Source organism: Anaerovibrio lipolyticus DSM 3074 (assembly GCF_900141865.1).
Taxonomy (GTDB): Bacteria; Bacillota; Negativicutes; order Selenomonadales; family Selenomonadaceae; genus Anaerovibrio; species Anaerovibrio lipolyticus.
This window is the reverse complement of the sequence record NZ_FQYW01000004.1, coordinates 35,336-62,171: the sequence shown is the minus strand read 5'-3', so window position 1 is coordinate 62,171 and position 26,836 is coordinate 35,336. Positions and strand designations below refer to the sequence as shown.

The 26,836-nt window shown below is 44.6% G+C and carries 30 protein-coding genes and 1 tRNA gene; 29 read left to right on the top strand and 2 right to left on the bottom strand.

Features of this window, described 5'->3' with window-relative positions:
- Nucleotides 1–123: 123 nt before the first annotated feature.
- The 22 genes from B6K08_RS01430 (at nt 124) to B6K08_RS01325 (ending at nt 19,781) form a co-directional block, all read left to right on the top strand.
- A complete protein-coding gene (locus B6K08_RS01430) occupies nt 124–486 on the top strand; it encodes a response regulator (protein WP_027397516.1) in 363 nt (120 codons plus the stop codon).
- The gene (gene fliO, locus B6K08_RS01425; protein ID WP_071997196.1) at nt 486–1,043 is read left to right on the top strand and encodes a flagellar biosynthetic protein FliO; all 558 of its coding nucleotides are present in this window, start codon (nt 486–488) and stop codon (nt 1,041–1,043) included. Before B6K08_RS01430 ends, fliO begins: the two co-directional genes overlap by 1 nt.
- 21 nt (nt 1,044–1,064) lie before the next feature.
- Nucleotides 1,065–1,814: a flagellar type III secretion system pore protein FliP gene (gene fliP / locus B6K08_RS01420; RefSeq protein ID WP_027397518.1), complete on the top strand. Its 750-nt coding sequence runs from the start codon at nt 1,065–1,067 to the stop codon at nt 1,812–1,814.
- An 11-nt stretch (nt 1,815–1,825) separates the two neighbouring features.
- Entirely contained in the window at nt 1,826–2,095 is a 270-nt protein-coding gene (gene fliQ, locus B6K08_RS01415) for a flagellar biosynthesis protein FliQ (protein ID WP_039205764.1), read from the top strand.
- A 19-nt stretch (nt 2,096–2,114) separates the two neighbouring features.
- Nucleotides 2,115–2,897, top strand: a complete 783-nt coding sequence (gene fliR / locus B6K08_RS01410; RefSeq protein ID WP_039205766.1) for a flagellar biosynthetic protein FliR — start codon at nt 2,115–2,117, stop codon at nt 2,895–2,897.
- Nucleotides 2,860–3,996, top strand: a complete 1,137-nt coding sequence (gene flhB / locus B6K08_RS01405) for a flagellar biosynthesis protein FlhB (protein ID WP_039205775.1) — start codon at nt 2,860–2,862, stop codon at nt 3,994–3,996. Before fliR ends, flhB begins: the two co-directional genes overlap by 38 nt.
- A gap of 27 nt (nt 3,997–4,023) precedes the next feature.
- Nucleotides 4,024–6,099, top strand: a complete 2,076-nt coding sequence (gene flhA, locus B6K08_RS01400; RefSeq protein WP_039205767.1) for a flagellar biosynthesis protein FlhA — start codon at nt 4,024–4,026, stop codon at nt 6,097–6,099.
- Between the two features lies 1 nt (nt 6,100).
- Nucleotides 6,101–7,780: a flagellar biosynthesis GTPase FlhF gene (flhF, locus tag B6K08_RS01395; RefSeq protein ID WP_234985143.1), complete on the top strand. Its 1,680-nt coding sequence runs from the start codon at nt 6,101–6,103 to the stop codon at nt 7,778–7,780.
- 5 nt (nt 7,781–7,785) lie between these two features.
- Nucleotides 7,786–8,703 (top strand): MinD/ParA family protein, encoded by a 918-nt coding sequence (locus B6K08_RS01390; protein WP_039208061.1) that lies wholly within the window; start codon nt 7,786–7,788, stop codon nt 8,701–8,703.
- 37 nt (nt 8,704–8,740) lie between these two features.
- The gene (locus tag B6K08_RS01385) at nt 8,741–9,421 is read left to right on the top strand and encodes a flagellar brake protein (RefSeq protein WP_039208058.1); all 681 of its coding nucleotides are present in this window, start codon (nt 8,741–8,743) and stop codon (nt 9,419–9,421) included.
- Nucleotides 9,422–9,433: 12 nt separating this feature from the next.
- Complete coding sequence (locus tag B6K08_RS01380) at nt 9,434–10,678, top strand: protein-glutamate methylesterase/protein-glutamine glutaminase (protein WP_039208051.1); 1,245 nt, start codon at nt 9,434–9,436, stop codon at nt 10,676–10,678.
- Between the two features lie 20 nt (nt 10,679–10,698).
- Nucleotides 10,699–12,774: a chemotaxis protein CheA gene (locus B6K08_RS01375; RefSeq protein WP_080325207.1), complete on the top strand. Its 2,076-nt coding sequence runs from the start codon at nt 10,699–10,701 to the stop codon at nt 12,772–12,774.
- An 18-nt stretch (nt 12,775–12,792) separates the two neighbouring features.
- The gene (locus B6K08_RS01370) at nt 12,793–13,260 is read left to right on the top strand and encodes a chemotaxis protein CheW (RefSeq protein WP_039207671.1); all 468 of its coding nucleotides are present in this window, start codon (nt 12,793–12,795) and stop codon (nt 13,258–13,260) included.
- A gap of 20 nt (nt 13,261–13,280) precedes the next feature.
- Nucleotides 13,281–13,898 carry a chemotaxis protein CheC gene (locus B6K08_RS01365; protein ID WP_039207674.1) on the top strand — a complete coding sequence of 206 codons (618 nt, stop codon included), beginning with the start codon at nt 13,281–13,283 and terminating at the stop codon, nt 13,896–13,898.
- 1 nt (nt 13,899) lies between these two features.
- The gene (locus B6K08_RS01360) at nt 13,900–14,385 is read left to right on the top strand and encodes a chemotaxis protein CheD (RefSeq protein ID WP_027397530.1); all 486 of its coding nucleotides are present in this window, start codon (nt 13,900–13,902) and stop codon (nt 14,383–14,385) included.
- 3 nt (nt 14,386–14,388) lie between these two features.
- Nucleotides 14,389–14,793 carry a hypothetical protein gene (locus B6K08_RS01355; RefSeq protein ID WP_039207679.1) on the top strand — a complete coding sequence of 135 codons (405 nt, stop codon included), beginning with the start codon at nt 14,389–14,391 and terminating at the stop codon, nt 14,791–14,793.
- Between the two features lie 39 nt (nt 14,794–14,832).
- Nucleotides 14,833–15,588, top strand: coding sequence for a FliA/WhiG family RNA polymerase sigma factor (locus B6K08_RS01350; protein WP_039207682.1), 756 nt, complete (start codon nt 14,833–14,835; stop codon nt 15,586–15,588).
- An 81-nt stretch (nt 15,589–15,669) separates the two neighbouring features.
- Nucleotides 15,670–17,349: a DUF342 domain-containing protein gene (locus tag B6K08_RS01345; protein WP_039207687.1), complete on the top strand. Its 1,680-nt coding sequence runs from the start codon at nt 15,670–15,672 to the stop codon at nt 17,347–17,349.
- A 21-nt stretch (nt 17,350–17,370) separates the two neighbouring features.
- Complete coding sequence (locus tag B6K08_RS01340) at nt 17,371–17,712, top strand: hypothetical protein (RefSeq protein ID WP_052212063.1); 342 nt, start codon at nt 17,371–17,373, stop codon at nt 17,710–17,712.
- 12 nt (nt 17,713–17,724) lie between these two features.
- Nucleotides 17,725–18,717: a hypothetical protein gene (locus B6K08_RS01335; RefSeq protein WP_039207690.1), complete on the top strand. Its 993-nt coding sequence runs from the start codon at nt 17,725–17,727 to the stop codon at nt 18,715–18,717.
- Between the two features lie 316 nt (nt 18,718–19,033).
- A tRNA-Ala gene (locus tag B6K08_RS01330) sits at nt 19,034–19,109 on the top strand.
- Between the two features lie 72 nt (nt 19,110–19,181).
- Complete coding sequence (locus tag B6K08_RS01325; RefSeq protein WP_039207693.1) at nt 19,182–19,781, top strand: synaptonemal complex protein 1; 600 nt, start codon at nt 19,182–19,184, stop codon at nt 19,779–19,781.
- Between the two features lie 94 nt (nt 19,782–19,875).
- Here B6K08_RS01325 and B6K08_RS01320 read toward each other — a convergent pair whose 3' ends face one another.
- Both B6K08_RS01320 and B6K08_RS01315 read right to left on the bottom strand, forming a co-directional pair.
- Nucleotides 19,876–20,277: a hypothetical protein gene (locus tag B6K08_RS01320; RefSeq protein WP_052212064.1), complete on the bottom strand. Its 402-nt coding sequence runs from the start codon at nt 20,275–20,277 to the stop codon at nt 19,876–19,878.
- A gap of 14 nt (nt 20,278–20,291) precedes the next feature.
- Nucleotides 20,292–21,125 (bottom strand): polysaccharide deacetylase family protein, encoded by an 834-nt coding sequence (locus B6K08_RS01315; protein ID WP_080325206.1) that lies wholly within the window; start codon nt 21,123–21,125, stop codon nt 20,292–20,294.
- A 206-nt stretch (nt 21,126–21,331) separates the two neighbouring features.
- Here B6K08_RS01315 and map point away from each other — a divergent pair, with 206 nt between their 5' ends.
- From map to rpsG, 7 genes are all read left to right on the top strand, one after another.
- On the top strand, nt 21,332–22,207 hold the full coding sequence (map, locus tag B6K08_RS01310; protein ID WP_039207698.1) for a type I methionyl aminopeptidase: 876 nt from the start codon (nt 21,332–21,334) through the stop codon (nt 22,205–22,207).
- A gap of 21 nt (nt 22,208–22,228) precedes the next feature.
- The gene (gene aroH, locus B6K08_RS01305; protein WP_080325205.1) at nt 22,229–22,594 is read left to right on the top strand and encodes a chorismate mutase; all 366 of its coding nucleotides are present in this window, start codon (nt 22,229–22,231) and stop codon (nt 22,592–22,594) included.
- A gap of 35 nt (nt 22,595–22,629) precedes the next feature.
- Complete coding sequence (locus B6K08_RS01300; RefSeq protein WP_027397541.1) at nt 22,630–23,010, top strand: RidA family protein; 381 nt, start codon at nt 22,630–22,632, stop codon at nt 23,008–23,010.
- Nucleotides 23,011–23,042: 32 nt separating this feature from the next.
- Nucleotides 23,043–25,040 carry a transketolase gene (gene tkt, locus B6K08_RS01295; protein ID WP_039207702.1) on the top strand — a complete coding sequence of 666 codons (1,998 nt, stop codon included), beginning with the start codon at nt 23,043–23,045 and terminating at the stop codon, nt 25,038–25,040.
- A 480-nt stretch (nt 25,041–25,520) separates the two neighbouring features.
- Nucleotides 25,521–25,778, top strand: a complete 258-nt coding sequence (locus B6K08_RS01290; protein WP_027397543.1) for a L7Ae/L30e/S12e/Gadd45 family ribosomal protein — start codon at nt 25,521–25,523, stop codon at nt 25,776–25,778.
- Between the two features lie 136 nt (nt 25,779–25,914).
- Nucleotides 25,915–26,298: a 30S ribosomal protein S12 gene (rpsL, locus tag B6K08_RS01285; RefSeq protein ID WP_027397544.1), complete on the top strand. Its 384-nt coding sequence runs from the start codon at nt 25,915–25,917 to the stop codon at nt 26,296–26,298.
- A gap of 54 nt (nt 26,299–26,352) precedes the next feature.
- Nucleotides 26,353–26,823 carry a 30S ribosomal protein S7 gene (rpsG, locus tag B6K08_RS01280; protein WP_027397545.1) on the top strand — a complete coding sequence of 157 codons (471 nt, stop codon included), beginning with the start codon at nt 26,353–26,355 and terminating at the stop codon, nt 26,821–26,823.
- Nucleotides 26,824–26,836: the final 13 nt, after the last annotated feature.

Here is a 26,836-nt window from a genome sequence, read left to right as displayed (position 1 = left end):
CATGGATGTGTTACAAAACAGTAATACTTGTTAAATCTCGTTGATTAAGATATAATAAAGTGTACTAAGGTAAGTATAATTTCAATTCAAAATATGAGAATATTTGATGAGGAGAGATGACAAATGGCAGTAAGAGTATTAGTAGTTGATGATGCAGCATTCATGAGAATGATGGTAAAAGATATTTTATCCAAGAATGGATATGAAGTAGTTGGCGAGGCAGAGAATGGCGCCAAGGCACTTGAAAAGTATCAGGAGCTGAAGCCAGACCTTACCACTATGGATATCACTATGCCAGAGATGGATGGCATCAGCGCAGTTAAGGAAATCAGAAAGATTGACCCTAACGCAAAGATCGTTATGTGCTCCGCTATGGGCCAGCAGGCAATGGTTATCGAGGCTATTCAGGCCGGTGCCCGCGACTTTATCGTAAAGCCTTTCCAGGCTGACCGTGTTCTTGAAGCTGTTCGTAAAGCAGTTGGCTGATGATTGACTGGAGACGTTTCTGCTCCATGGCATCTGTCCTATGTATTTTTATATTGGTGTTATCAGTGCTGTCGCCAGATTGTCTGGCGGCAGCTGATTCAGCAGGTGGCGGTGGCTATCTGTCTGGATATGAGAATGCCGATCCAAAACCTTCTCAAATGTCATGGTGGTCGACATTGGCATACGTTATCAGCCTTGTGGTTGTGTTTGCCTTTGTGGTTGTCATGGCATATTTTGCGTCTAAATTTTTAGGCGGCAGATTTGGACAGAGTGTCAATAATAATGGCGGCAGAATGTTGGAGCATTTACCCCTGGGGCCACATAAATCAGTATGTGTTGTTGAGTTGGCAGGAAAAATTTTGATGCTGGGTGTTACGGACCAGCAGGTTACCCTGTTGGGTGAAGTGACTGATCCTGAAGAAATCGAACGGCTTAGGAGACAGTCAGTTGTTCAGCCAATAGAAACAGGAATGTTTGCCAGCCAGCTGTCATCCTTGGATGAGCTGACCAAGAGGGTTCCATCGTTTATTCGTGATGGTTTGAATCGCAGAAGATAGGGGTTGTGAGGCTTGACAAAGCTGCAGCGGCTACTCTTAGTAGGAGGAAGCCTGCTTTTCTTTTTTTTATTTGTAGGAGATGCCAGTGCGGCACCTCTTATTCCTAATGTGAATATTGATGTTGGATCTTCGGATAATCCTCAGGATGTTGCAGTGACTCTGCAGCTCATGGCGGTATTGACCATTTTGTCCATCGCTCCTTCAATTCTGATAATGACTACAGCCTTTATCAGGATTGTTGTTGTCCTTGGATTTTTGCGTAACGCCATGTCCACACAGACAACACCGCCAAACATGGTAATAATAGGATTATCCTTATTTCTTACATTTTATATAATGGCACCTTACTGGAATCAGGGCTATGAAAATGGCCTTCAGCCATACTTGGCTGGGCAGATAACCCAGGAGGAGGCCCTTGATAATGTGGTGGAGCCTATCAGAGAGTTTATGTTCAAGCAGACCAGGGAAGCTGATCTGGCTATGTTTGTAAATCTGGCTGATGCTCCTCGGCCAAACGGCCCAGAGGAAGTATCCACCTTTACATTAATTCCGGCCTTTATGATAAGTGAGCTAAAGACAGCATTTCAGCTGGGCTTTATGATTTATATTCCATTTATCGTAATAGATATGATTGTAGCTAGTACCCTCATGTCCATGGGTATGATGATGCTGCCGCCGGTAATGATTTCATTGCCGTTTAAGATATTGCTGTTCGTTCTGGTGGATGGATGGCACTTGCTGATAAAGTCCTTGATAATAAGTTTTCATTAGGGGATGATTAAGTGTCAGGAGATCTTGTAATACAGATGGCCCAGGAGGCCTTAAGGGTGGTACTTTTGGTATCTGCCCCAATGCTGGGACTAGGCCTGGCTGTTGGTCTGATGGTCAGCGTATTCCAGGCTACCACCTCCATTCAGGAGCAGACCTTGGCCTTTATTCCAAAAATTGTGGCAGTATTTGTGGCCATATTGATTTTTGGTCCTTGGATGCTCAGAATTATGGTGGAGTATTTCACAAATGTTTTTGTAAATCTGCCAACTTATATAGGCTAGGTTCAATGAGGTAAAATAGGTGGATTTTTTTGATTTATTGCAAAATCATGCCGCTGTTTTCCTGTTAATGATGACTCGGATTAGCGGTATGTTCCTGATTGCGCCATTCTTTGGCAGCCAGAATATACCAATATATTTCAGGGCCGGGGCCTGTTTTGCCATATCACTGGTTATGTTTCCGGTGATAGACCAGAACTACCCTATAGAGGCTCCCATGTCATTATTTGCCTATTCCTTGTCAGTGCTTTCAGAATTGTTTGTGGGCTGGCTTATAGGCTTTGTGTGCTATGTGTGCCTTCAGTGTGTTACCATGGCAGGTAAGATAATGGATATGCAGGTGGGCTTTGCGGTGGTAAATGAAATGGATCCAACATCGGGTCAGCAAAATCCGCTGATTGGTACATTTCTTTACTATCTTACTATGATAGTCTTTCTGGTGACCAACGGCCATCACATGTTATTGACGGCCATAATCAGGAGCTTTGATGCCATACCAATGGTGGGTATACATTACGATGCCGCCATTACAGATTTAATAATAGATTTTACCGCCAATATATTCTTAACAGGTGTTCAGATAGCCATGCCAATTACCTTCGCCATACTTCTTACGAATGTGTCCCTTGGTATATTGGCCCGTACAATGCCTCAGATGAATATCTTCGTTGTAGGTATTCCAATGCAGATTGTTATTGGTACCTTCACATTGGCTATCGTTATTCCATTTTATATATTGTTTTTGGATGTGTTGTTCAATGAGATGTATGGAAACATCACCATCGCCTTACGGGCAATACAATAACAAATATAGACAACCTCTTTTCCAGTTTGATCTGCAGCTGTTCGCCGGAGAAAAAACCGAGGAACCAACTGCCAAGCGTAAGGCTGATGCCCGCAAAAAAGGTCAGGTTGGTAAAAGCCAGGAAATAAATGCCGCCTTCGTTTTGTTGGCTGGCTTTATGGTACTTAAAGTTCTTGGTGGCAATGCTGTGGCCGAGATTATGAATTATTCCACCTACATTTATGGCAACTTGAATGTTGATATAAATGAGGAGTCCATCATGCAGATGTTTATCGGCATGATAATCCTTCTGGCCAAGACCTCCATTCCGCTGATGGTATTTATTATGATTATCGGTTTGGCTATGAATTTGGCCCAGGTAGGTCTTAATTTTTCCACAGAAACCATCAGCTTTGACCCTAATAAGCTCAATCCTATTAATGGTGCCAAGCGAATGTTTTCCAAGCGTTCACTGGTGGAGCTCATTAAGTCTTTGCTTAAGATAATAATAATAGGCTACTTTATTATCACTTATCTTAAAGATGAGGTTTTCCAGATACCGAAGCTCATTTACATGGATATATTCGCCGGGCTAAATAAGATGTCGGATACCATATTCTTTCTGGCATTTAAGATTATCGGCGTGTTCATCGTCATGGCGGTACTGGATTATGCCTATCAGAAATGGCAGAACCTGCAGGATTTGAAAATGTCCAAGCAGGAAGTAAAAGAAGAATTCAAGCAGCAGGAAGGTGACCCTAAGATTAAGGGCAAGATTCGTCAGAAACAGCGTCAGATGGCTATGGCCCGTATGATGCAGGAGGTTCCTCAGGCTGATGTAATCGTAACAAACCCTACTCACTTTGCTGTTGCCTTAAAATATCAGTCGGGGATGTCTGCTCCTATTGTTATAGCAAAGGGGCAGGATTTGGTTGCCCAGAAAATCAAGGCTATTGCCAGGGAAAGCAAGGTTCCAATTGTGGAAAACAAGCCTTTGGCAAGAGCACTCTTTGCCGCCGTGGAAATCGGCGCCGCTATTCCTCAGGAGCTGTACAAGGCTGTGGCTGAGGTGCTGGCTTATGTATATAGGCTAAAGAGAAAGACCAGATATTACGCGTAAGTTTTATTGATACATTAGGAGAACAACATGGCTGCTCCCGAGACGGCTGCCCAGGAGAAGGGCAGTTTTATAACTAAATACAGTGACATAATGGTAGCAGTAGGTATTGTTACCATCGTTGTAATGATGATAATTCCGCTGCCAACCATGCTGCTGGATTTGCTGCTGTGTATGAACATCACTTTGGCTCTGATAGTGGTAATGGCGGCTATATATAATGTGGAGGCTCTGGATTTATCCGTGTTCCCATCACTGCTTTTGATTACCACCCTGTTCCGATTGGCACTGAACGTATCCTCCACCAGACTTATTTTGCTGGAGGGCTACGCCGGTGAGGTAATCATGTCCTTCGGTAACTTCGTAGTGGGTGGTAATGCAGTAGTAGGTTTCATTATCTTCATAATTCTGATTATCATTCAGTTTATTGTTATTACCAAGGGCGCCGAGCGAGTTGCCGAGGTATCTGCACGATTCACTTTGGACGCAATGCCTGGTAAGCAGATGTCCATCGATGCTGACCTTAACCAGGGTGCCATTACCGATGCTGAGGCCAGTGAGCGCAGAATGAAGATTCAGCGCGAGGCTGACTTCTACGGAGCCATGGATGGTGCCAGTAAGTTCGTAAAAGGTGATGCTATTGCGGCTATCATCATTATTTTGATTAATATAACCGGTGGCTTTATCATCGGCATGGTTCAGAGAAATCTCACAGTTCAGCAGGCACTTTCCAACTATACACTGCTTACTGTAGGTGAGGGTTTGGTAAACCAGATTCCTGCTCTGTTGATTTCCACTGCAACTGGTATTATTGTTACCCGTGCTGCTTCTGACAGCAATTTGGGTCACGACCTCGTTACCCAGCTGGGTCGTCATGACCGTGTATTCTTTATCGTTGCCGGTGTGCTTTTGGCATTGGCACTGGTTCCAGGCCTTCCAGGACTGCCGTTCAGTATTTTGGCTGCAGTCTGTGCCTTTATTGGTTATCAGAAGACCAGAGGCCAAAAACAGGTTGAGGAAACTGCCACTGTCCAGAAAAAGGAAAAGAGCAAAACCGAGGCGACCAAGCCGGAAAATATTGTTTCTCTCCTGCAGGTTGATCCTATGGAGCTGGAAATTGGTTACAGCTTGATTCCACTGGTTGATACCGGCCAGGGCGGAGACCTTCTTGACCGTATCGTTATGATTAGGCGTCAGTGCGCATTGGAACTGGGTTTGGTGGTTCCTACCATTCGTATTCGTGATAATATTCAAATAAAACCTAACGCATATATTATAAAACTTAAAGGAATTGAGATAGCGAAGGGCGAATTATTACTAGACCACTTCTTAGCGATGAATTCAGGTACTGTGTTTGAGGAAATTCAGGGAATTGAAACACAGGAGCCTGCTTTTGGCTTGCCGGCACTCTGGATTCCAGAAGCATCAAGGGAGCAGGCTGAGTTGAATGGTTATACTGTAGTAGATGCTGTATCTGTTCTGGCAACTCATTTGACTGAGGTTATCAAGGCCCATGCCGATGAAATCCTTGGCCGTCAGGAGACCCAGAACCTTATTGATAATGCACGTAAGACCAACTCTACCCTTGTGGACGAGATTGTGCCTGATCTGATGAGTGTTGGCGAAATTCAGAAGGTATTGGCAAATCTCCTGCGGGAGCGTGTATCTATCAGAGATATGGCTACTATTTTGGAGGTATTGGCGGATTATGCCCGTGCCACTAAGGATACTGAGATTTTAACTGAGTATGTAAGACACGCATTGTCTCGACAAATCACTCAGCAATATACCCAGAATAATCAGCTTACATGTATCACACTTGACCCTACCATTGAGAACCGCATTGCCGGTGCCGTTCAGCGTACCGACCGGGGTTCCTATGTAAGTCTTGATCCTGATACTATGCAGAAGATTCTTACCGCATTGGGTGCAGAACTGCAGAAGCTGACGGACATGGGGTATCAGCCAATTGCCCTTACAAGCCCGACTGTACGCCTGTATTTCAGAAAATTGGTTGAAAGGTCCGTTCCTGGGATTATCGTTCTGTCTCACGCTGAGATAGAGCAAACTGTAGAGATACAGATTATTGGGGTGGTGAAGATCTAAATTGAGGATAAAAACATTTAAGGCGCCTACGCTGAAGGAAGCCATGGCTAATGTTAAGGCTGAGCTTGGCATAGATGCAGTTATTTTACATACAACTCGTTCAAAAAAAGGTGGACTTCTTGGCTTTGGCAGCAAGGAAGTGGTTGAGGTAATTGCTGCTGTGGAGGATGAGCCACAGCAAAAGCCGATTAAAAGGGCAGCTGCAAAAGCTTCTGCTCCGTCACAAAAGGCAACAGCTGCAGTTCCGCCTCGTATGTCAGCGGCTACTGCAGCACCATCATCAGCTCCTGCTCATGCAATGGGAAAAACAGCCTCGGCTCCAGTCATGGGCAATCCGATTTCGGCTCCAACCATGGGGAATCAGGCTTCCGCTCCTGCTATGGGAGCATCTGCTGCAGAGCCTATGGTACCGCCTATTATTCCTAGAAAAACTGCTGTTTCCCAGTATCAGACTGCAGGCACCCAGTTTAGTGTTGATAATGCACAGCTTAGGGCTGATCAGTATGATGCGGGACATACTGCCTCTGCAGTTGGGGGGCGCAATACCCAAGGGCCACAGGTCCAGTCTACGTTTGAGGATATTTTATCCTCTCTTGACCGCATCAAAGCAGCTGACAATGATAGTGTTCAGCCAGCTTTAGGCGCATCCCGTGCCGATGAAAATCTCATTACTGTAGGTCGTATAATTAAGCCTATGGAAAAAAAGGAAGAACTGGAGCCAGTAAAGGCTGCGGAACCTTCTGCAGCAGATTTGGCCGCTATGGCAGAGGCTGCTGCCAAGGAAGAAGCCTTCGTCAAGGCGGCAAAGCAGGTCGAGGATGACCAGGAAACCATTCAGTCTTTGCAGAATGAGCTTGACGAAATGAAAGAAATGCTGGCCCGTATGGGGAAAGCAGCTTCTGATCAGGACCAGGAGATTACTCTCCAGCAGGCCCTTCGTTCATGTGATATTGATGAAAAAATTATTCAGGATATGATCCGTCGCCTTTCCGGAGCGGAAATTCTTGAAGACAAGGACTCCGAAAAAGCGCATCGTTCTTTGGAGAAATTCCTAAAAAAGACAATAAGGGTAGCTTCGGGCATTACCCTTTATTCTGATAAACCTAAAATCGTGGCCCTCATAGGTCCAACTGGTGTGGGCAAGACCACAACTCTTGCCAAGATTGCTGCTAAGTTCGTGTTGGAAAAAGGTGTAAGCGCAGCTCTGATTACTGCCGATACCTATCGTATCTCTGCAGTGGAGCAGCTTAAGACATATTCTGACATTTTGGGCTTGCCCATCGAGATTGTTTATTCTCCTGAGGCATTGCAGCAGGCTATTGAAAAGCACTCTGACAAGCAGCTTATTCTTATTGATACTGCTGGAAGAAGCCAGTACAATGAGTTCCAGATGAAGGAGCTCATGGGACTTTTAAAGGCAAACAAGGACATTGAAAAGCATCTTGTACTTAGCTCTACTACCAAGCACAGGGATGCTGAGGAAATCCTGAACAGATTTATGCCTTGTGAGCCTGAAAGGGTAATCTTTACCAAGACTGACGAAACCAGCTCTTTAGGACTTATTATGAATCTTCTTTACAAGAAAAAAATTGCTTTGTCCTATGTTACCAACGGACAGAGTGTTCCTGATGATATTACTCCGGCCAGCTATCAGAAGCTGGTAGAAATGCTGCTGAGGTAAGTATTATGAATGATCAGGCAGCAAATCTCCGTCGCCTTGTGGAGGATAAGAATGTTTATCCAGAACCGCCAATTCCCAAGGAGACAGATGAAAAAGAAAAAATATCAAAAATCAAGGCGGAATCCAAGGGCCCTCGTACTATTGCCATAACCAGCGGCAAGGGGGGCGTTGGAAAAACAAATCTTACAGTTAATCTGGCTATTGCCCTTGGCAACATGGGCAAGCGGGTAATTATAATCGATGCCGATATGGGCATGGCCAATGTGGATATTTTGCTGGGTACTTCATCTAGGGTGAATCTTATGAATTTGCTTGATCCCGATGTAGCCCTGGAGGATGTTCTTCTCAGAGGCCCTTATGGTGTGAGCTATATTTCCGGAGGCTCCGGCATGGAGCACGCCGCTGAGATGACCGCAACCGAGCGGGAGGTACTCTTTAATAAGCTGGGGGCCTGCGAGGATTGGGCAGATATTATATTGGTGGATACGGGTGCTGGTATTGGCAAAAACGTGCTTGATTTTATCGTTTCTGCTGATGAAGTACTGTTGGTTACCACCCCGGAGCCTACAGCATTAACTGATGCTTATGCCGTTATGAAGGGCTACAGCAGAACTACTGAAAATCCAAACCTTAAGCTTGTCGTAAATCGGGTTATTGATGAGCCCGAAATACGGGAAGTGGTTGGCACTTTATCAAGGACCGCAGCAAAATTTCTGAAGCTTTCCGTAGAGTGCATTGGATATATATATGACGATCAGATGATGGTGAAGTCGGTAAGGTCTCAGGTGCCTATAATGTCAGGGCATCCGGAGGCAATATCGGCCAGATGTATAGCATCTATTGCCAGTGGTCTCGTCAATGGGCGTCAGGAGAAGATTAAACTTGGCTGGCGCGGATTCCTGAGAAGACTGTTTAGGAAGTGATGTCTTCTTAAACGCGATGAGTTGGAAAGGAAATACAATGAAGAGAGCAGAAATTGTCAAAGCTAATAAAGTGCTGAGATTTGGGCAAAGAGCACAGGTATCTCTTATGGATGATACCCGCTTTTATAATAGCAGAATTGAGGACATGAAAGACAATTATATGGTTCTGGCAATGCCCGTAGATGATAAGCATCGTCCTCTAATACCGGAGGTAGGTACTAATGTCATCTGCAAGGTGTTGGATGAGCGTTGTTTCTATCTTTTCCGTGCTGTTTTTATGGATAAGGGTATAGAAAATATACCTGTTTGGTATATTTCCAGACCAGAGGAAGTTGAAAAGGCTCAGAACCGTGAATTTGTTCGCGTAAAAGCTACTTTGCCGGTGGTTGTGCGTCCTGTAAATCAGGAGGGAGCCCTGGAAGAAATGGTAGTTACATCCTCAGTGGATATTAGCGGTGGCGGTGTGTGTTTTGCATTTAAACGCCCATTGCCTGTGGATACCAAGGTAGCCATAGAGCTTGATGATATTCCGGATGTTGGCCTTTTAAAGCTTATGTGCCGTGTAGCCCGCTGTGCTGAAATTGATGTTAACGGGGAAAAAGTTTATCATATAGGTACGGAATTCCTGTCAATTGACAGAAATGTCCAAAATCGGCTTATAAGATATATCTTCCATTTACAGAGAAAAGGATTGGCCAAGGGGATTGATAATCTTTGAGGGGGTGTCGGTATGATTCGCGTATTAATAGCTGATGATTCATCCTTTATGAGGAATGTGCTGTCAGATTTATTTGCATCGGCTCCTGATTTTGAGGTAGTTGGAACTGCTCCGGATGGTAGTGAAGCGGTCAAGCTTGTTTCAAGATTGAAGCCGGATTTGGTAACTATGGACGTAAATATGCCCATTATGAATGGCTTGCAGGCTTTGGAAGTGATAATGGAATCGTGTCCAACACCTGTGGTTATGCTAAGTAGTCTGACCAAGAAGGATGCTGATGAAACCATCAGGGCCCTTCAGCTTGGAGCGGTGGATTTCATCACCAAAGCAGGCGGATCAGTATCGCGAATAGACACCATCAAGGATGAAATTCTGGAAAAAAGTCGCAATGCGGCAACTGCGAAAGTAAAAAAAATTATAAATAATGATAATATTCTAGGAAAAAAGCAGGAAGCAGCGAATTTAAAGCGAATAAATATACTTGAGAGAAAAGGTGCTACTGTACCTAATAGGGGAATAACCCCCACCTCGATTGTTGCCAGTCGCCTGAAGCCCACTGCTCATGTGACTGCAACCTCAAGAACCTCCTCCATATTAAAGCAGCATAGCTCGGTTACAGAGAAGCTGGCGAAAAGGGAGAACCCATATCTGAAAATGCGTAGTGCTCACAGCAGTGGTTCTTCGGGAGGAAATAAGCTCATTGCTTTGGGTACGTCCACAGGCGGACCAAAGGCTTTGCAGTACGTGGTTCCCAAGCTACCGGCTGATATGCCGTGTGGCATGGTAATAGTGCAACATATGCCCGCAGGCTTCACCAAATCATTGGCGGAGCGTTTGGATGACATATCTCAGGTGAAGGTTAAGGAAGCTGAGGATATGGAGCCAATTTTACCGGGTTGTGTTTACATAGCTCCAGGTGATTATCACATGGAGATAACTGGTAGCGGTTCACAAAGAGTAATCTCGCTGAATCAGAAACCACCTTTGGCGGCCCATCGCCCGGCAGTAGATATTATGTTTGACTCTGTTGCCCAGTATGGCGGTGATGTGGTGTCCGTCATATTAACCGGCATGGGGTGTGATGGCACCGCTGGAATGAAAAAAATTAAAGAGGCCGGAGGATATATTATCGCCGAGTCCCAGGAGACTTGCGTAGTGTATGGGATGCCAAAGGCCGTTGTGGACGCTGGAATATCTGACGAGGTCCTGCCCGTTCAGAACATAGCCGAAGCAATTATGAATGCAGTTAGAAAATAAGTTAATCAGGGGGAATAGAAATGGAAACAAATCAGTACATGGAAATGTTTTTGGACGAGTCGCGGGAACATTTGCAGTCTCTGAATGACGGCCTGCTGAGTCTGGAAAATGATCCGGAGGATTTGTCCGTCTTAAATGAAATCTTCCGTAATGCCCATACTTTAAAGGGCATGTCCGCAACTATGGGGTACACAAAGACAGCAGAATTAACCCATGATATGGAAAATTTGCTCGATATGCTCCGTAAGGAACAGCTGAAGGTTAGCCCTGAAATTATAGACGTAATTTTCAAGTGCTTGGATACCTTACAGGAAATGGTTGAGAATATCAGCAATGGTGAGTCTGAGGATCTTGTAGATGTATCCGATTTGGTGCGCCAGGTAAATGCAATTGCCAAGGGTGAGTCCGCAGATGCTGCACCAGCTGAAGCAGCACCTGCCACAGAGGCTGCTTCAGAGGCTTCCGGGGAAGCTGGTGCTATTCATATCAGTGATACTGAAAAAAATGTTATTGTTGAAGCAAAGAATAGCGGCCTTGTTCCTTATCACGTTCACGTAGAAATTTCTGAGAACTGTATCTTAAAGTCAGCCCGTTCATATATGGTAATGAATGCGTTGGATGAAATCAGTGATGTAATTAAGTCTGTTCCACCTGCAGAGGATTTGGAACAGGAGAAATTTGATCATAGCTTTGATGTGATTATTGTCAGCGATGCTGATGCCAAGACTGTTGAGAATGCAGTTTCTGCTATTTCTGAGATCACAGTTGCAAACGTAACAGAGTTTGATCCTGAAACGGCAGCAGCACCAGCAGCTCCTGCAGCTGCTCCAGCAGCAGCTTCTGCTCCAGCAGCTCCGGCGGCAGCACCTGCAGCAAAGGCAGCACCTGCTCCAGCCAAGAAGGCTGATGCTAAGCCAGCAGCCAAGGATGCCAAGAAGACTCATATGGGTGGTCAGTCAGTTCGTGTAGATATTGAAAAGCTGGATACACTCATGAATCTGGTAGGAGAGCTTGTTACCAACAAGGTTCGCCTTGAGCAGATTGGCATGACCCATAGATTGACAGACCTTACAGAGACTTTGGAGCAGATGGATAGAGTTACCACTGACCTCCAGTCTGTAGTAATGAAGGTCCGCATGGTGCCAGTTAGTCAGGTATTTAACAGATTCCCTCGTATGGTCCGTGACCTTACCAAGGAACTGAACAAAGAAATCAACCTTACAATTGAGGGTGAGGATACAGAGCTGGACCGTACAGTTATCGACGAAATCGGCGATCCATTGATGCATCTCCTTCGTAATTCCCTTGACCATGGTGTTGAGCACCCTGATGAGCGTGAAGCAAAGGGCAAGCCTCGTACTGGTGAGGTCGGTCTCATTGCCCGCCATGAAGGTAACAATGTTGTAATCATGGTTACTGATGATGGTGCTGGTATCAATGCAGACAAAATTCGTAACAAGGCCGTTGAAAAGGGAATGATTAGCCGTGAGGAGGCTGATGCACTGCCAGATTCTGATGCAGTTCGTCTTATCTTCCTGCCAGGCTTCTCCACTGCGGAGGTTATTACCGACGTATCCGGACGAGGCGTAGGTATGGATGTTGTTCGCAGCAAGATTGAGTCCTTGGGCGGTAATGTAGATGTTGAAACCAAGATTGATGAAGGTTCGGTATTCAAGATTAAGCTGCCTCTGACTCTGGCTATTATCCAGGCTATGCTGGTTAAGGTTCAGAATGAGATGTATGCAATTCCTCTTGGCTCTATCGACAGTACCATTAATATCACTCCTGATGATATTAAAACTGTACAGAACAAGGAGGTTATTGTTCTCCGTGGTGAGATTATTCCAATTGCCCGTTTGGGCGAAGTTCTTAGCGTTCCTAAGGGAGAGGATACCAACGAGGAAGACATCTTTGTGGTTGTTGTACATGTTGGTGATCACAAGATGGGTATTGTTGTTGATAATCTCATCGGTCAGCAGGAAATCGTTATTAAGACACTTGGCAAGCTCCTGTCCGGTCTGAAGATGCTGGCTGGTGCTACTGTTCTGGGTGATGGTCATGTTGCTATGATCCTGGACGTAAGTTCATTGATGTAATCATAGGAGGGGTGAAAAATGGCTAACATAGAAGGACAGGTAGTATCTGACGGCGAGGTTCAGGTAGTTGCTTTTAAGCTTAGAAATGAAGAATATGGTTTTAGTATTTTGAATGTTCAGGAAATCAAGGGCCTGACAGATATTACCAGAGTTCCATTTGCTCCGGAATTTATAAAGGGCGTAATAAATCTCCGTGGTAGTGTATTACCGGTAATCGACTTAAAACGTCGTCTCGGTTTGGAGGATACTCCATATACTGCAAATACTCGTATCGTAATCGTCCAGCTGGATGAGGTTTCTGTAGGTATGCTGGTTGATGCAGTTACTGAGGTTAGAACTATCAATGCGGATGACATTGATTCTACCAGAGCTGTAACCGGTACAGATGCAAATTCAAGATTTATCTCTGGTATTGGCAAGGTTGATGGAAGACTGATAATTCAGCTTAACATTAGCGAAATCATTGGTCTTACTGGCGAAGAATAATTTCTGGATGGGGTGAAGATATGTCAGATGATGTTGCAAGCTTATCTGCTAACCAGATGGATGCGCTACGTGAGATTGGTAATGTTGGTGCTGGAAACTCAGCTACTGCTTTATCCCAGATTATAAACAGACGCATCGATATGAACGTACCAAGGGTATCAATAGTACCCCTTGGTGAGGTTCCTGACCTGGTAGGCGGACCTGATGTTATGGTTGTAGGAGTTTTCCTCAGAGTATATGGTAAGGCTCCTAGTAATATTCTGTTCCTGTTGCCAAGGGATAGTGCGTTCTATCTCGTTGACATGCTTATGGGCAAGAAACGCGGTGAAACACAGAAGCTGGACTTTATGGATGAGTCCGCACTTATGGAGATAGGTAATATCCTTTCCGGTGCATATTTGAACGCTTTGTTCAATTTTACCAATATATCCTTGTTGCCAACTATTCCGGCTTTGGCAATGGATATGGCAGGTGCTATTTTAAGCGTAGTATTGATTCAGCTTGGTCAGATGGGTGACCATGCTTTAGTTATTGAGACTGAGTTCAATACCGATGATGAGGGTATCAAGGGCCACTTCTTCTTGGTACCTGATCCTGGTTCATTGGAAACTATACTGTCTGCAGTGGGAGTTGAATGATATGCCAGAATTAGTTAAGGTTGGAATGGCCGATGCAAAAGTCGGTACAGCTCCATCAACATTAATTAGTTATGGACTTGGTTCATGTATTGGCATCTCACTATATGATCCGCAGACTAAGGTCGGCGGGCTCCTTCATATAATGTTGCCAGACAGTACCCAGTCCAGGGCTAACGAAAACAGGGCAAAATTTGCGGATACTGGTATACCAGACATGCTGAATGAAGTGCTGAAGTTGGGTGCTTCCAGGAGCAGATTGGTTGCCAAAATTGCTGGTGGCGCCCAGATGTTTGCTTTTGCCAACGCTACAGATATAATGCGTGTGGGGCAAAGAAATGCTCAAGCTGCCAAGGACGTTCTTGCCGGCTTAGGTATTCCTATTATCGGTGAAGATACGGGTGGCAGTTATGGTCGTACAGTATCCATCGATTTATCAAATGGTGTATACAAGGTTAAGACCATTGATAAGGGCGAGAAAGAAATTTAGACGGTGATTGATGTGTTTAAGCTAGGTGCAGCTTCGGTTTGTGGGGCTATAGCAGCTTTGACTGCTATAGTCGCAGGACTGTTATCAGATGCCCGGTTGCAGATTATTCTTGGCCGGGCATTTTGTAGCTTTATAGTGTCGGGACTGGTTGTCTATATTGCTATCTTCTTGTTTGACCGTTTGGGTTATGCTTCAATAATTCATGAGTTTGAGGAAAACTGGAAGAATGGGGAAAAGGAAGAAGAACAGGCAGTAGGGGACAAACAGGAAACAGAGGAGAATTCAGAGGATTCAGGGGAAGCTGGGGAAGAAACTCCTCAGGAGGAATCTGATTCGTCTGAAGAAGGAGGCTTTACTCCGCTTCAGGCTGATGAGTTGCGTCATGTGGCAACTGATCAGGAGGAATAAGTGTTTTTTGTGTGGATTTAATAATGGTGGTGAGAGAAGTTGCAGAGCACAGAGTTAAGTCCTGAGGAAGTTAAAGAGCTTTGGATTGAATACAGTCGTGACAAGGACAACATAGATATCAGGAATCAACTGGTAGAGCATTATCTCCCACTGGTTAATATTATAGCAGGCAGATTGGCCATCAGTCTGCCAAGTCATGTGGATACCGATGACCTGAAGGTCAGCGGGTATTTTGGTTTAATGGACGCTGTGTCCCGATATGACTACAATCGGGGCAATAAATTCGAGACGTATGCAGGTATCAGAATCAGCGGAGCCATGAAGGATGACCTTCGAGCCCGGGATTGGATATCTGTTTCCTTGCGTCAGAAAATAAAAAAATATGAAAGCACGATAATTACTCTGGAGGGAGATTTGGGACGCACCCCAACAGATGAGGAGCTGGCAGATGCTCTTGAAGTAACTATGGATCAGCTTCATGCACTGGAGCAGCAGGTAAGTGCCTCTACAATCATCCCTTTGGGAGAATATATAAAATTTGAAACAGCATCTTCTGCTGTAAATGACCCAACAAAAAGCCTGGAAACAGTGGAAATGAAGGAAACACTGGCCAAGGCAATAGATCAGCTGTCCGAAAAGGAACGGCTGGTAATAGCACTTTATTATCACGAAGAGTTAACCATGAAGGAAATCAGCCAGGTATTGCATTTATCTGAGGCCCGTATCTGTCAGCTGCATACAAAGGCAGTATTTAAGCTGAGGGGCTTTTTGGCAAACGAGGCTTTAGATCTTTAAAATAAATCAGTTTGCAAATGCAAGGATGCATTTGTTGGTTGTTCCTCTGGAGAGGGTGGGATAACCAAAGGAGGGCTGTTTATGGATAATACAAGTTCAGTCTCTACAGTGGGTAGTCGTGATTCTGGTTATTTATTTGAATTCCGCAATGATGGTGTATACTTGACTGTATATGAATCTACAGAACCGGGTATTCAATTTGAATTATCAGATATGCGTCAGATATTGAAGGAATTCAGTGTTGATGACTATAATCTGGAGCTTTTGGCCAGACTTGTACGTGAAGCAAATGGAATTACGACAAAAATATCTGATAAGTTTGTGGTTCCTCAAAATTATAAAGAAGGTGGGCGTCACGGTAATACTGATGTCCAGCTTACAACAGAGGAATTACACGAAAACAGGGAATATGGCAACGTATTTGTGGATGTTTCCAAGGATAAGCTGGAGGTAACAGTTCGCTTCGATATTAGAGAGAATCAGGCAATTCCAACTGTTGATATGATAAAGGAAGCTCTGGCTGTCAAGAATATTGTTTTTGGAATTGACGAGGAAGCTGTTAAGGAAGCAGCTGCATCAGGACGTATTACAAAGGTTGCATTTGGTATTCCACCAGAGCATGGCCTTGATGCTCAGATAATTAAGAAATTTGACATGAGCATTACTGGTAGGCCAGTGGCGGACGAATATGATCGTGTGGACTACAAGAACCTTAATATTTTCCTTTTGGCGAAGAAGGGGCAGGTTTTGGCTGAGAGAATTCCTCACACCCAGGGAAAGCCGGGAACCAATGTTCATGGGGCCACAATTCGTCAGAAGCCAGGTAAACCAAAGCCTGTTCCAGCTGGTAAAAACACCGTAATTAAGGACGAAAATTTTGTTGTGTCCGAAATTGATGGTCAGATCGTGGATAACGGGAACAAGATAAGCGTTGACCCACATTTAGAGGTTAAGGGTGATGTGGGGTTGGCCACCGGTAATATAGATTTTGTGGGTGGTGTTACTGTTAACGGCAGTGTTCAGTTGGGATTCCAGCTTAAGGCCACTGGTGATATAGAGATAAAGGGCATGATAAGCGGCGGCGATGTTAGTGGTCGAAATATCATTGTCAAGGGCGGTGTGCAGGGAATGAGCCGAGGCACTGTCCGCGCTGAAAATGATTTCCAGGCAACCTTTGCTGAAAATGCTGATATAGAGGCCGGGGGCAATGTAATAATTACGGATGTTGCCATGCACTCCACCATCAGAGCAGGCCATACTCTTATTGTTGAAGGCAAAAAGGGGCTTATTAATGGTGGAAATTTAGCGGCAGGTGAAGAAATCAGAGCTACCAACATAGGTAATGTTTCCAATGTGGTTACCCGCCTTACTGTTGGTGTTAATCCAATGCTTCAGAAGCAGTATCAGACTGTATTAAAGGAATATAATGAGGCAAAGAAACGCCTTGATCAGGTAACCAAGATGATTAACACCCTTGGTAAGCTGGATATAAGTCAGCTGCCACCTGATAAGGCAGAGCGTTTTAATGCTTTAATTCGTTCCCAGTTCCCATTGGCAGGAACAGTGGAGCGCAATGAGCGGCTCCTAAAGGAGCTGGACGTAGAGCTTCAGAAGATGAAGCGTGGCAAGATTCGGGTAAAGGATACCATGTATCCGGGGGCCAGATTAAGCATAAACTCTATTATGAAGAATGTTCAGGTGGAGGAGAAATGTTGCACCCAGTATGTGGAAGATGATTTCATAAAAATAGGTGCATATTGATAGGCGAAAGGGGCTGTTTTTATGGATTTTAGCCCAATGAATATCAGAATGACTGTACCACAGTCGGCGGACGTAGGACAGATTCAGCATAATATGAATCAACATGGAGCAGTGGTACATGATTATCAGGCTGTAAAGGACCAGCAGGAGCAGGAGCATCTGCAGCAGCAGGTACGCAGCAAGGAAGAAGCTGAAGGCCAGAAAATCAAGGATAATCCTGACGAGGAGCGGGGCAAAGGTGGCTATCGTGGGAAGAAGCGCAAGGCGGCTCCAGTGAACAGCGAAGAAGAAATGCAGGAAGCTGAGCCAGAGAAAATGGCAGTTGACCAATATAGAGGTCAAAATATAGATATTAGTTTTTAATGGGAGAGTTAGATGACCACTGAGATTTTAGGTTTTATAATTATTGTCGGAGCGATTATTGTATTATTGGCTCGTCGGCAGCTCCAGAAGGCGGAAGAGGATCCTGAGGTTATGGAAGCCTCGGCAGGGAGGCTTCGCTATGAGCTGGAGCAATCAGCAGACGAGATTATTAATCGCATGGCAGGCCATATAGACCATTTGGAGGGCCTGCTCCGAGAAGCTGATTATAAGGCGGAGATGTTGCAGCAGCGTATTGACGAGCTGCAGAAGCTGCAGCAAAGTCCTGTGGTTAATTCTGTTCAATCCCAACAGTTCCAGGCACAGTCAGTAGCTGAGCCACAATCAATAGCAGTGAACCAACCAACAGCTGAACCTTTGGCATCTGAGGAAGTTGTATTCCCTCGGGATGGAGAAAGTGATTTTTCCCAGCTGCTGGAGTCTAATATGCAGGACCCGAATCTGGTGATTCCTGAAAATGTGGAATACGCAGAAAACTTACCACAGAGCTCTGAAATATCAGCGGAAAATTTGGAAGACGCTCAGGGTGTTTATGATGAGTTCCCTACTGAAGCTGTTAACCAGCCAGAAGCTGACGCTGACAGTGGCATTTCCGAGGAAGCAAAGCTTGCTTTGGAGGCATTTCGGGAGGTTTCTAAAAATCTTGAGGCGGCTCAACACGATATGGGGCTGAATATAGATATAAGCTCTGAGCCGGAGCCAATGCTGGAAATGGGGCCTGAGTATGGGATAGCTTCAGAGTATGAATCAAATCAGGAAGCTGGATATACAACAGCACCAGAATATGTATCTGAGCCTGCTGCGCCTATGATGGAACAACAGCCGGTGGAACCGGTGATTGAGGATCCGGAGATTGATGATAGGGATGATGCGACTGAAATAGCCAGAAAGCTCTTAATGGCTGGCTATACCCCAGAGGATGTGGCACGTTTTACAGGCTTGGGCATGAATGCAATTGCCTTGCTAAAGCAAATCCACAATATCTAAACGCGAAATTGTATGAAAATCTTGTTGACATAAAGTCTGTGGTTTCATATAATACTTTTTGTGTGAAGTTGTTATGTTTAACTTCAAGCATAAGTGAAATACGAAGTTATTTCGCTGACTGTAAAGCTTGCGCAGGATTTTTGTCACAGTACGAGGAAGAGCAACAAAGTAATGTGACAAAAAGATTAAGTTAGATGCGAAGTTATTTCGCTGACAGGCTAGGCGCGACGAAGCGTCCGACCGAAGCGTATTGAATGATACGCTGACCGAGGACACTGAGGAGCAACAACGCATGACAGTGAAAGAACGAGTATATGGGGGCGTAGCTCAGCTGGGAGAGCACCTGCCTTGCAAGCAGGGGGTCAGGAGTTCGATTCTCCTCGTCTCCACCATATTGTAAACTAGGCCTCAGAGGAATCTGAGGCTTTTTAATTTCATTATATAAAAGAGAAGGGGAGCAGAAAATGGAAAATGTTATGCCAATGGTGGTTGCCGGTATTTTTGCACTGCTTTGCGTAATGGGTGTAGTTTACGTAAAGGTGTCTGACCGTGAACTGTTGCAGGAAAAGGAAGAGGGCATCAAGACCCTGAACGCTGAAATGCAGAAGCGGGATCAGGAGATTGAGGCCCTGGAGGAAGAAATACGTGAGCTGAACAGAAATAAGGAAATTCTTGATTACGTAAAGGTAAAATATCCCGTTATCGGTGATTTGATTGAGAAGGAGCATCTGAATGAGGGTACCGTTGTAAAACGGGATGAGGCATATAATGACTATCAGCATGCTTTGGAGAACTTCAAGCCTGCAACTGAGTATGAGGCAGAAATTCAGAAGCTGAAGGATGAGCTTTATGTGGAGAAAATGGAGGGTGAGTACCTAACAGTTTTCAGAAACATTGTTATCCGCAACAGCGAAAAGCTCACCGATGAGGTTGTGGTAAACAGCTCCTACAATTATGACAGGGCCATTAAAGGGGAACCAGGTCATGCTGCAGGCTTTGACATTGATATTGATATTCTCAAGGGTGATATTAAGAAATATCATCACAAGATGGAAGATAAATAAGCCCATATACATAAAACCATATAAATACAGACACAGTAAAAGGGACTGCCGGAGCAGTCCCTTTTAAGTTTTAAAAACCTTGTTATCAGAAATATCAAAAGTGGAAATAATTCATCATCTTCATGGTTATTGGCTTTGCATCATCATCCTTATGCTGAAGGAGATATTTCAGGGAACCATAGAAAAAGAAGGAATTAACAGGAATATAGCGCTTGCGCTTTTTGAAGTTTGCCCAGTAGATGAGTTTGTCAAAAATAATGGTGTAATCCTCTTCTGTGGCATTGAATTTATTTATGAGGCCCTTCAAACGAAAATCGTTGCAGGCGTATTGGTACATTCTTGAAATAAGCTCTTCTTTGGAGATGGTCTGGTAATCATAAAAGCCGAGAATAAGCTCATTTATGACATTGTCCCTTTTTAAAATGCGGCGCATGGCCACCAGGAAGAAAACGATAAGGCCGATGAGGCAGACGTATGATATGATGTTAGCTATCATAGATAGAAATCTCCTTATGGTATAAAAATGAGCTCTGCCAAAGTCGGATAACCGGCATCAATGAGCTTGGAACGGAAGCGCTCCAAGCGTCCAACTACTGGAGCCATGTGAAGACGAATCCAAAATCTTGGCATTACAAAATGTTGGGAACCAAATATGGCAATGCGGTTGATGGTATAAGGGTCATCACCCTGACGGACATAATCATTATATACGGTAAAGCCACCCTTATAGCCAGCCTTTTTCACTTCGGACAGTACCATCTGATGATAAAAGCCACCTGGGTAAGCAATATACTCACAGAATTTAAAGGTTTTCCATTCCACTGCCAGCTTTCCACCCACCAGCTGATTTACCAGCTCTGCCTGATCAAGGGGAGTAAGCTCAAAGTGGCTTAATGTGTGGCTACCAATATAAATCTGATTTTCGCTCATTTCATACACCTTGTCCCAGGTGAGATAATTTTCAAAGCGTCCCATGAAGTCGGAAACCAGAAAGATAGTTGCCTTCATATTATGCTCTTTTAAAATAGGATAAGCATATTCATAGTTGTCAGCATAGCCATCATCGAAGGTGATAAGTATAGGTTTTTCGGGAAGCTCCTTGCCATCAACCAGAAAATCCTGAAGCTCATCAGGAGAAATAGTGTGGTAGCCGTTTTCCTCCAAATATTTCATCTGAGCTGCAAAATCACTGGTTGGTACTGTTAAAGGGTTCTTTTCCGTTGGATTTATCTGATGGTAGTTCAGCACCGGTATACCTTCCTTGCTTTCTCGGATATTCCATAGACCTATCATCAGGATAAAGCAAAAGATAACATATATAATAGTAAGAAATCTATTTTTCAAAATTAAGGACAATCCTTTCTGTTTAGCCTGTGCCCCATTGACAGAGCCACCGTTTTTTATTGTAATACCCTAAATATACGATGTCAATTACTGTCATATGATAAAATAATAAGTGCAAAGAGCCAAGAGAAAAAACTTGCCACTTCACAATTACTATGTTTAAATAAAGATTGGACTATAGTTGTTGAAAGGAAGCATCCAATAGAATGAACAGAAATGATTTGTGTTGGTGTGGCAGTGGACTTAAATACAAGAAGTGCCATCTTGATTTTGATGATCGCATTGATTCCTATAAATATGATGTATTTAAATCCCAGTGTAAGCCACCTCATAATATAATACTTACCCCAGCAGATATTGAGGGGATCAGAAAAAGTGGTGTGGTGAATGATGCCGCACTGGATCTGGCAGGGACCATGGTGGAGCCAGGCCAGAATACAGAGGCTATTGATACAGCCGTAAAGGAATTTATCGAGAAGAATGGCGGTATTCCTGCCTGCCTGAATTATGAGGGATTCCCAAAGAGCATCTGCATCTCAATTAATGAAGTAGTTTGTCATGGTATACCTTCCAAGAAAACCATTCTTAAGGAAGGGGATATTGTGAATATTGATATTACCACTATTTTGGACGGCTATTATGCTGATGCCTCCCGTATGTTTATTGTAGGTGGCAAGACCAGCCCGGAAGCAGAAAAGCTGGTGCGGGTAGCCAAGGAATGTATGGAGCTGGGCATTGAGGCTGTTAAGCCTTGGGGCTGGCTGGGAGATGTTGGTGCTGCAGTAAATGCCCATGCCAAGGCCAATGGCTATTCCGTTGTTACCGAATTGGGGGGTCACGGTGTAGGCAAGGATTTTCACGTGGAGCCATTTGTGCCACATGTGGGACAGCCAGGAACCGGGATGCTTTTGGTTCCGGGTATGGTATTTACAGTGGAGCCAATGATTAATGCGGGCAAGTATAAGGTTACTGTTGACAAGAAGGACGGCTGGACTGTACGGACCAAGGATGGCTCTTTATCCGCCCAGTGGGAAAAGACCATTTTGGTTACCGAAACAGGCACAGAGGTATTGTCCAGTTAATATTGTATGGGAGGAATGGATTTGCGGGGATTACGTGGAGCTACTACTGTAGAGGAAAATACTGCCCAGGCAATTTGGGCTGCAACCCAGGAAGTTGTCAGCGAAATGCTGAAGCGAAATAATGTGAAAACGGAGGATATTGGGGCGGCAATTTTCAGTGCCACTGAGGATATAACCGCAGCTTTTCCAGCCTCCGGTGCCAGAAAGCTGCCAGGCTTTGATGCCGTTCCGCTTTTTGATGCCCGCCAGATGGATGTGGAGGGAGCCATGGAAAAATGTATCAGGGTTCTCTTGTTGGTGGATACTGACCTGAAGCAGCGTGAAATCAAGCATGTTTTTTTAGGAAGGGCCGCCAATCTGCGTCCTGATTTAGCCAATAATAAATAAGTTATTTATTGTTTATCTTGCAAGGAGGATTAATTATGAACGAGATTATTGCTACTACAAATGCCCCAGGTGCCATTGGCCCTTATTCTCAGGCCGTTAAAACTGCCGGTGGCATGTTGTTTGTTTCTGGACAGATTCCTTTGGTTCCTGCCACTGGTGCTGTTGTGGAAGGCGGCATTGTGGAGCAGACTACTCAGGTTCTTGAAAACCTGAAGGCCATTGTTACTGCAGCAGGCTATACCCTTTCTGATGTAGTAAAGACTACCGTTTATATTACCAACATGGGAGACTTCGGCAAGGTAAATGAAATTTATGGCAAGTACTTTACTGAAAATTGTCCTGCCCGCGTATGCGTTGAGGTGAGCAAGCTGCCAAAGGATGTTTTGGTTGAAATTGACGTAATTGCTTCCAAGTAATATATTCAAGATATTTTAAGGAGTGAATTTCTTTGAGTAATGTAGAGAAAAATAGCGTAAATGCTATCCGTATACTGGCTGCTGAAATGATTCAGAAGGCCAAGTCCGGCCATCCTGGACTTCCAATGGGCTGTGCACCAATTGCATACGAGTTATGGGGCAAGCACATGAATCATAATGGGAAGAATCCTAAGTGGGCTAACCGTGACAGATTTATTCTTTCTGGTGGTCATGGCTCTGCCATGCTTTATTCCTTGCTTCATCTCTTTGGCTATGGGCTTACCATTGATGATCTGAAAAATTTCCGTCAGCTGGATTCCCTAACTCCTGGTCATCCTGAATATGCCCATACTATTGGTGTTGAGGCTACTACCGGTCCATTGGGAGCAGGTATGGCAATGGCTGTAGGTATGGCAATGGCTGAAAGACATCTGGCTGCTGAGTTCAACAAGCCAGGCTATGAAGTAGTGGACCATTATACCTTTGTTTTAGGCGGCGATGGCTGCCTTATGGAAGGCATTTCCTCTGAGGCCTTCTCTCTTGCAGGTACTCTGGGCCTGAGCAAGCTCATTGTTATTTATGACAGCAACCGTATTTCCATTGAAGGCAGCACTGACATTGCCTTTACCGAGGATGTTATGAAGCGCATGGAAGCCTTTGGTTTCCAGACCATAGATGTGGCTGATGGTACTGACTGTGCCGCTATTGGTGCAGCAATAGAAAAGGCCAAGGCTGATACTACCAGACCTTCCTTCATTCGTGTTCATACGGAAATCGGTTATGGCTGTCCTGCCAAGCAGGGTACTGCCAGTGCCCATGGTGAGCCTCTTGGTGAGGAAAATCTTCAGGCTGCCAAGGAAAATCTGCAGTGGCCTGAGCAGGAAGCCTTCAAGGTTCCTGACGAGGTTTATGCTGATTATAGGGAGCTGGCTTCCAGAGGTGAAAAGGCTGAAGCCGAATGGAACAAGCTCTTTGCGGCATATTGTGCTAATTTCCCTGAGGAGGCCAAGCGTTGGGAGGAGTTCCATGCACCAGTAGATGCAGAGGCTCTTCTTAATAATAAAGAATTCTGGGCAAGAAATGATAAGCCTACTGCCAGCCGTGCCCTTTCTGGTAACCTTATCAACAAGCTGAATGCTATTCTGCCAAACATGTTCGGTGGCAGTGCTGATTTGGCTCCTTCAAATAAGACTGAAATGAAGGGTGAGTCCTTCTTTGCCAAGGATAATTATGCCGGAAAGAATATCCATTTCGGTGTTCGCGAGCTGGCTATGAGTGCTATTGCCAATGGTATTACCCTCCATGGTGGTCTGCGCACTTTTGTGGGTACCTTCTTTGTATTCTCCGACTACTTAAAGCCAATGATTCGTCTGGCTGCTATTATGGGGTTGCCTGTTACTTATGTATTGACCCATGACAGTATTGGTGTAGGCGAGGATGGTCCTACCCATGAGCCAATTGAGCAGCTGGCAATGCTCCGCAGTCTGCCAAACATTAATGTGTTCCGCCCGGCAGATGATATGGAAACTGCTGCGGCATGGTACAGTGCTATTACCAGTACAAAGACGCCTACTGCACTGGTTCTGACACGCCAGAATCTGACTCCACTGACTGGCAGCAGCAAGGAAGCTCTGAAGGGCGCCTATGTTGTATCCGATTCCTCCAAGGAAATTCCGGATGGTATTATCATTGCCACCGGCTCCGAGGTCGCTCTTGGCATTGAAGCCCAGGAAATCCTTAAGGATGAGGGCGTAGATGTTCGCGTTGTGTCCATGCCATGTATGGATATTTTTGAGGAGCAGAGCCAGGAGTACAAGGACAAGATTCTTCCTAAGAATGTCCGTGCCCGTGTAGCTGTAGAGGCTGGCAAGGACTTTGGCTGGGGAAAATATATTGGCCTTGATGGTGCTACCGTGTGCATGACTTCTTTTGGTGCATCTGCACCTGCTGCGCAGCTCTTTGAGAAGTTTGGCTTCAACAAGGAGAATGTAGCTGAAGCAATGCGGAAAGTTATTGCAGGATTAAAGTAAAATTTTAAATATATTCGGGCAGGTAATGGCCGCCTATCGCAAAAGCACTTAGCTAAAACGATTTTTTTACAATAATTAAATCAGGTCTGTAAAAAATAGTTTTTTAACGCTCAGTGTTCAACTGCTATAGGCGCCCATAACCTGCCCCACTTTTTTTGATATATTTTTCATATTGTACTCAAAAAAATACAAAAAAATATCAAAAATTATTTAGTAAAGCCAGTTGAAAAATTGTGCAAAATGAGTTGAAAATAAGTTAAAAATGAGCAAGTGTTGGTTAAGTGTTCCAGAAAAAACAAATCGTGTGCGCAATATAAGGACATAAGTACGCAATAAGAGGTGCATGTGTAACTTATGACACACCAGACTGCGTGTACAATGAAAAGCTTGAAAAATAAAGTGTTGACATTGGTTTTAGGGGGTGCTAAAATACCTTTGTGCCTAAGGTATGAGGATTTCCAATTTATAGGAGTGAAGCGTATGCAGCTGGATGAATTGAAGAAGGCAGAGCATGTTACAGGTATCAAACAGGTAACCAAAGCCATCAACAAGGAACAGGTTGCTTGCGTTTTTCTGGGTGCCAACGCAGAGGGCAGGGTTACAGATCCCTTAAAAATACTCTGTGAGGATAAAGAGATCCCAGTGGAAGCAGCATATACCATGGAAGAGCTTGGCAAGGCCTGCTCGATTGGTGTTAAGGCTGCTGCAGTGGCGGTTCTCAAACAAGGCCATTGTTAAAAAAATTATACTGTCTACAAAGAGATGACCTCATCCGTCAGCCTGTCGGCTGCCACCTTCCCCAGAGGGGAAGGCACGGACAGTGTGATTTTTTAATAAATACTAAATACTCAATTTGAAGGAAGGAGGTGCATGTATGCCTACAATTAATCAGTTAGTTCGCAAGAGCAGACAGAGCATGCAGGATAAATCTACAGCACCGGCATTAAAGAATTGCCCACAGAAACGTGGCGTTTGCACAAGAGTTTACACTACAACTCCTAAGAAACCAAACTCCGCTTTGCGTAAGGTTGCCCGTGTTCGTTTGACAAATAGCATTGAAGTAACCGCATACATCCCAGGCATTGGCCATAATCTGCAGGAACATAGTGTTGTTTTGATCAGAGGTGGACGTGTTAAGGATTTACCAGGTGTACGTTATCACATTGTTCGAGGTTCCTTGGATACCGCAGGTGTTCAGGACCGTGCCCAGGGTAGATCCAAGTACGGTGCTAAGCGCGCTAAGGCTAAGAAAGCATAATATCTGCTAAAAACAATTCTAAAGACTGAAGATTATGGAAGGAGGCAAAAACAGATGCCAAGAAAAGGTTCAGTACCTAAGCGTGACGTATTACCAGATCCAGTGTATCATTCCAAGATCGTCACTAAGTTCATCAACAAGGTAATGCTTTCTGGTAAGAAGGGTGTTGCTGAAAGAGTAGTATACGATGCATTTGAGATAATTCGTTCCAAGACTGGCCAGGATCCACTGGAGGTTTTTGAGACTGCATTAAAGAATGTTATGCCAGTTCTGGAGGTTCGTGCCCGCCGTGTTGGTGGTGCTAACTACCAGGTTCCAGTTGAGGTTCGTCCTGACCGTCGCATGACCCTCGGTATTCGTTGGACTGTAAACTACGCAAGACTGCGTGGCGAAAAGACCATGGATGAGAGACTTGCCGGCGAGCTGATGGATGCAGCTAACAACACTGGTGCAGCAATCAAGAAGAAGGAAGATACCCACAAGATGGCTGAGGCTAACAAGGCTTTCGCACATTATCGTTGGTAATCTTCTATAGTAG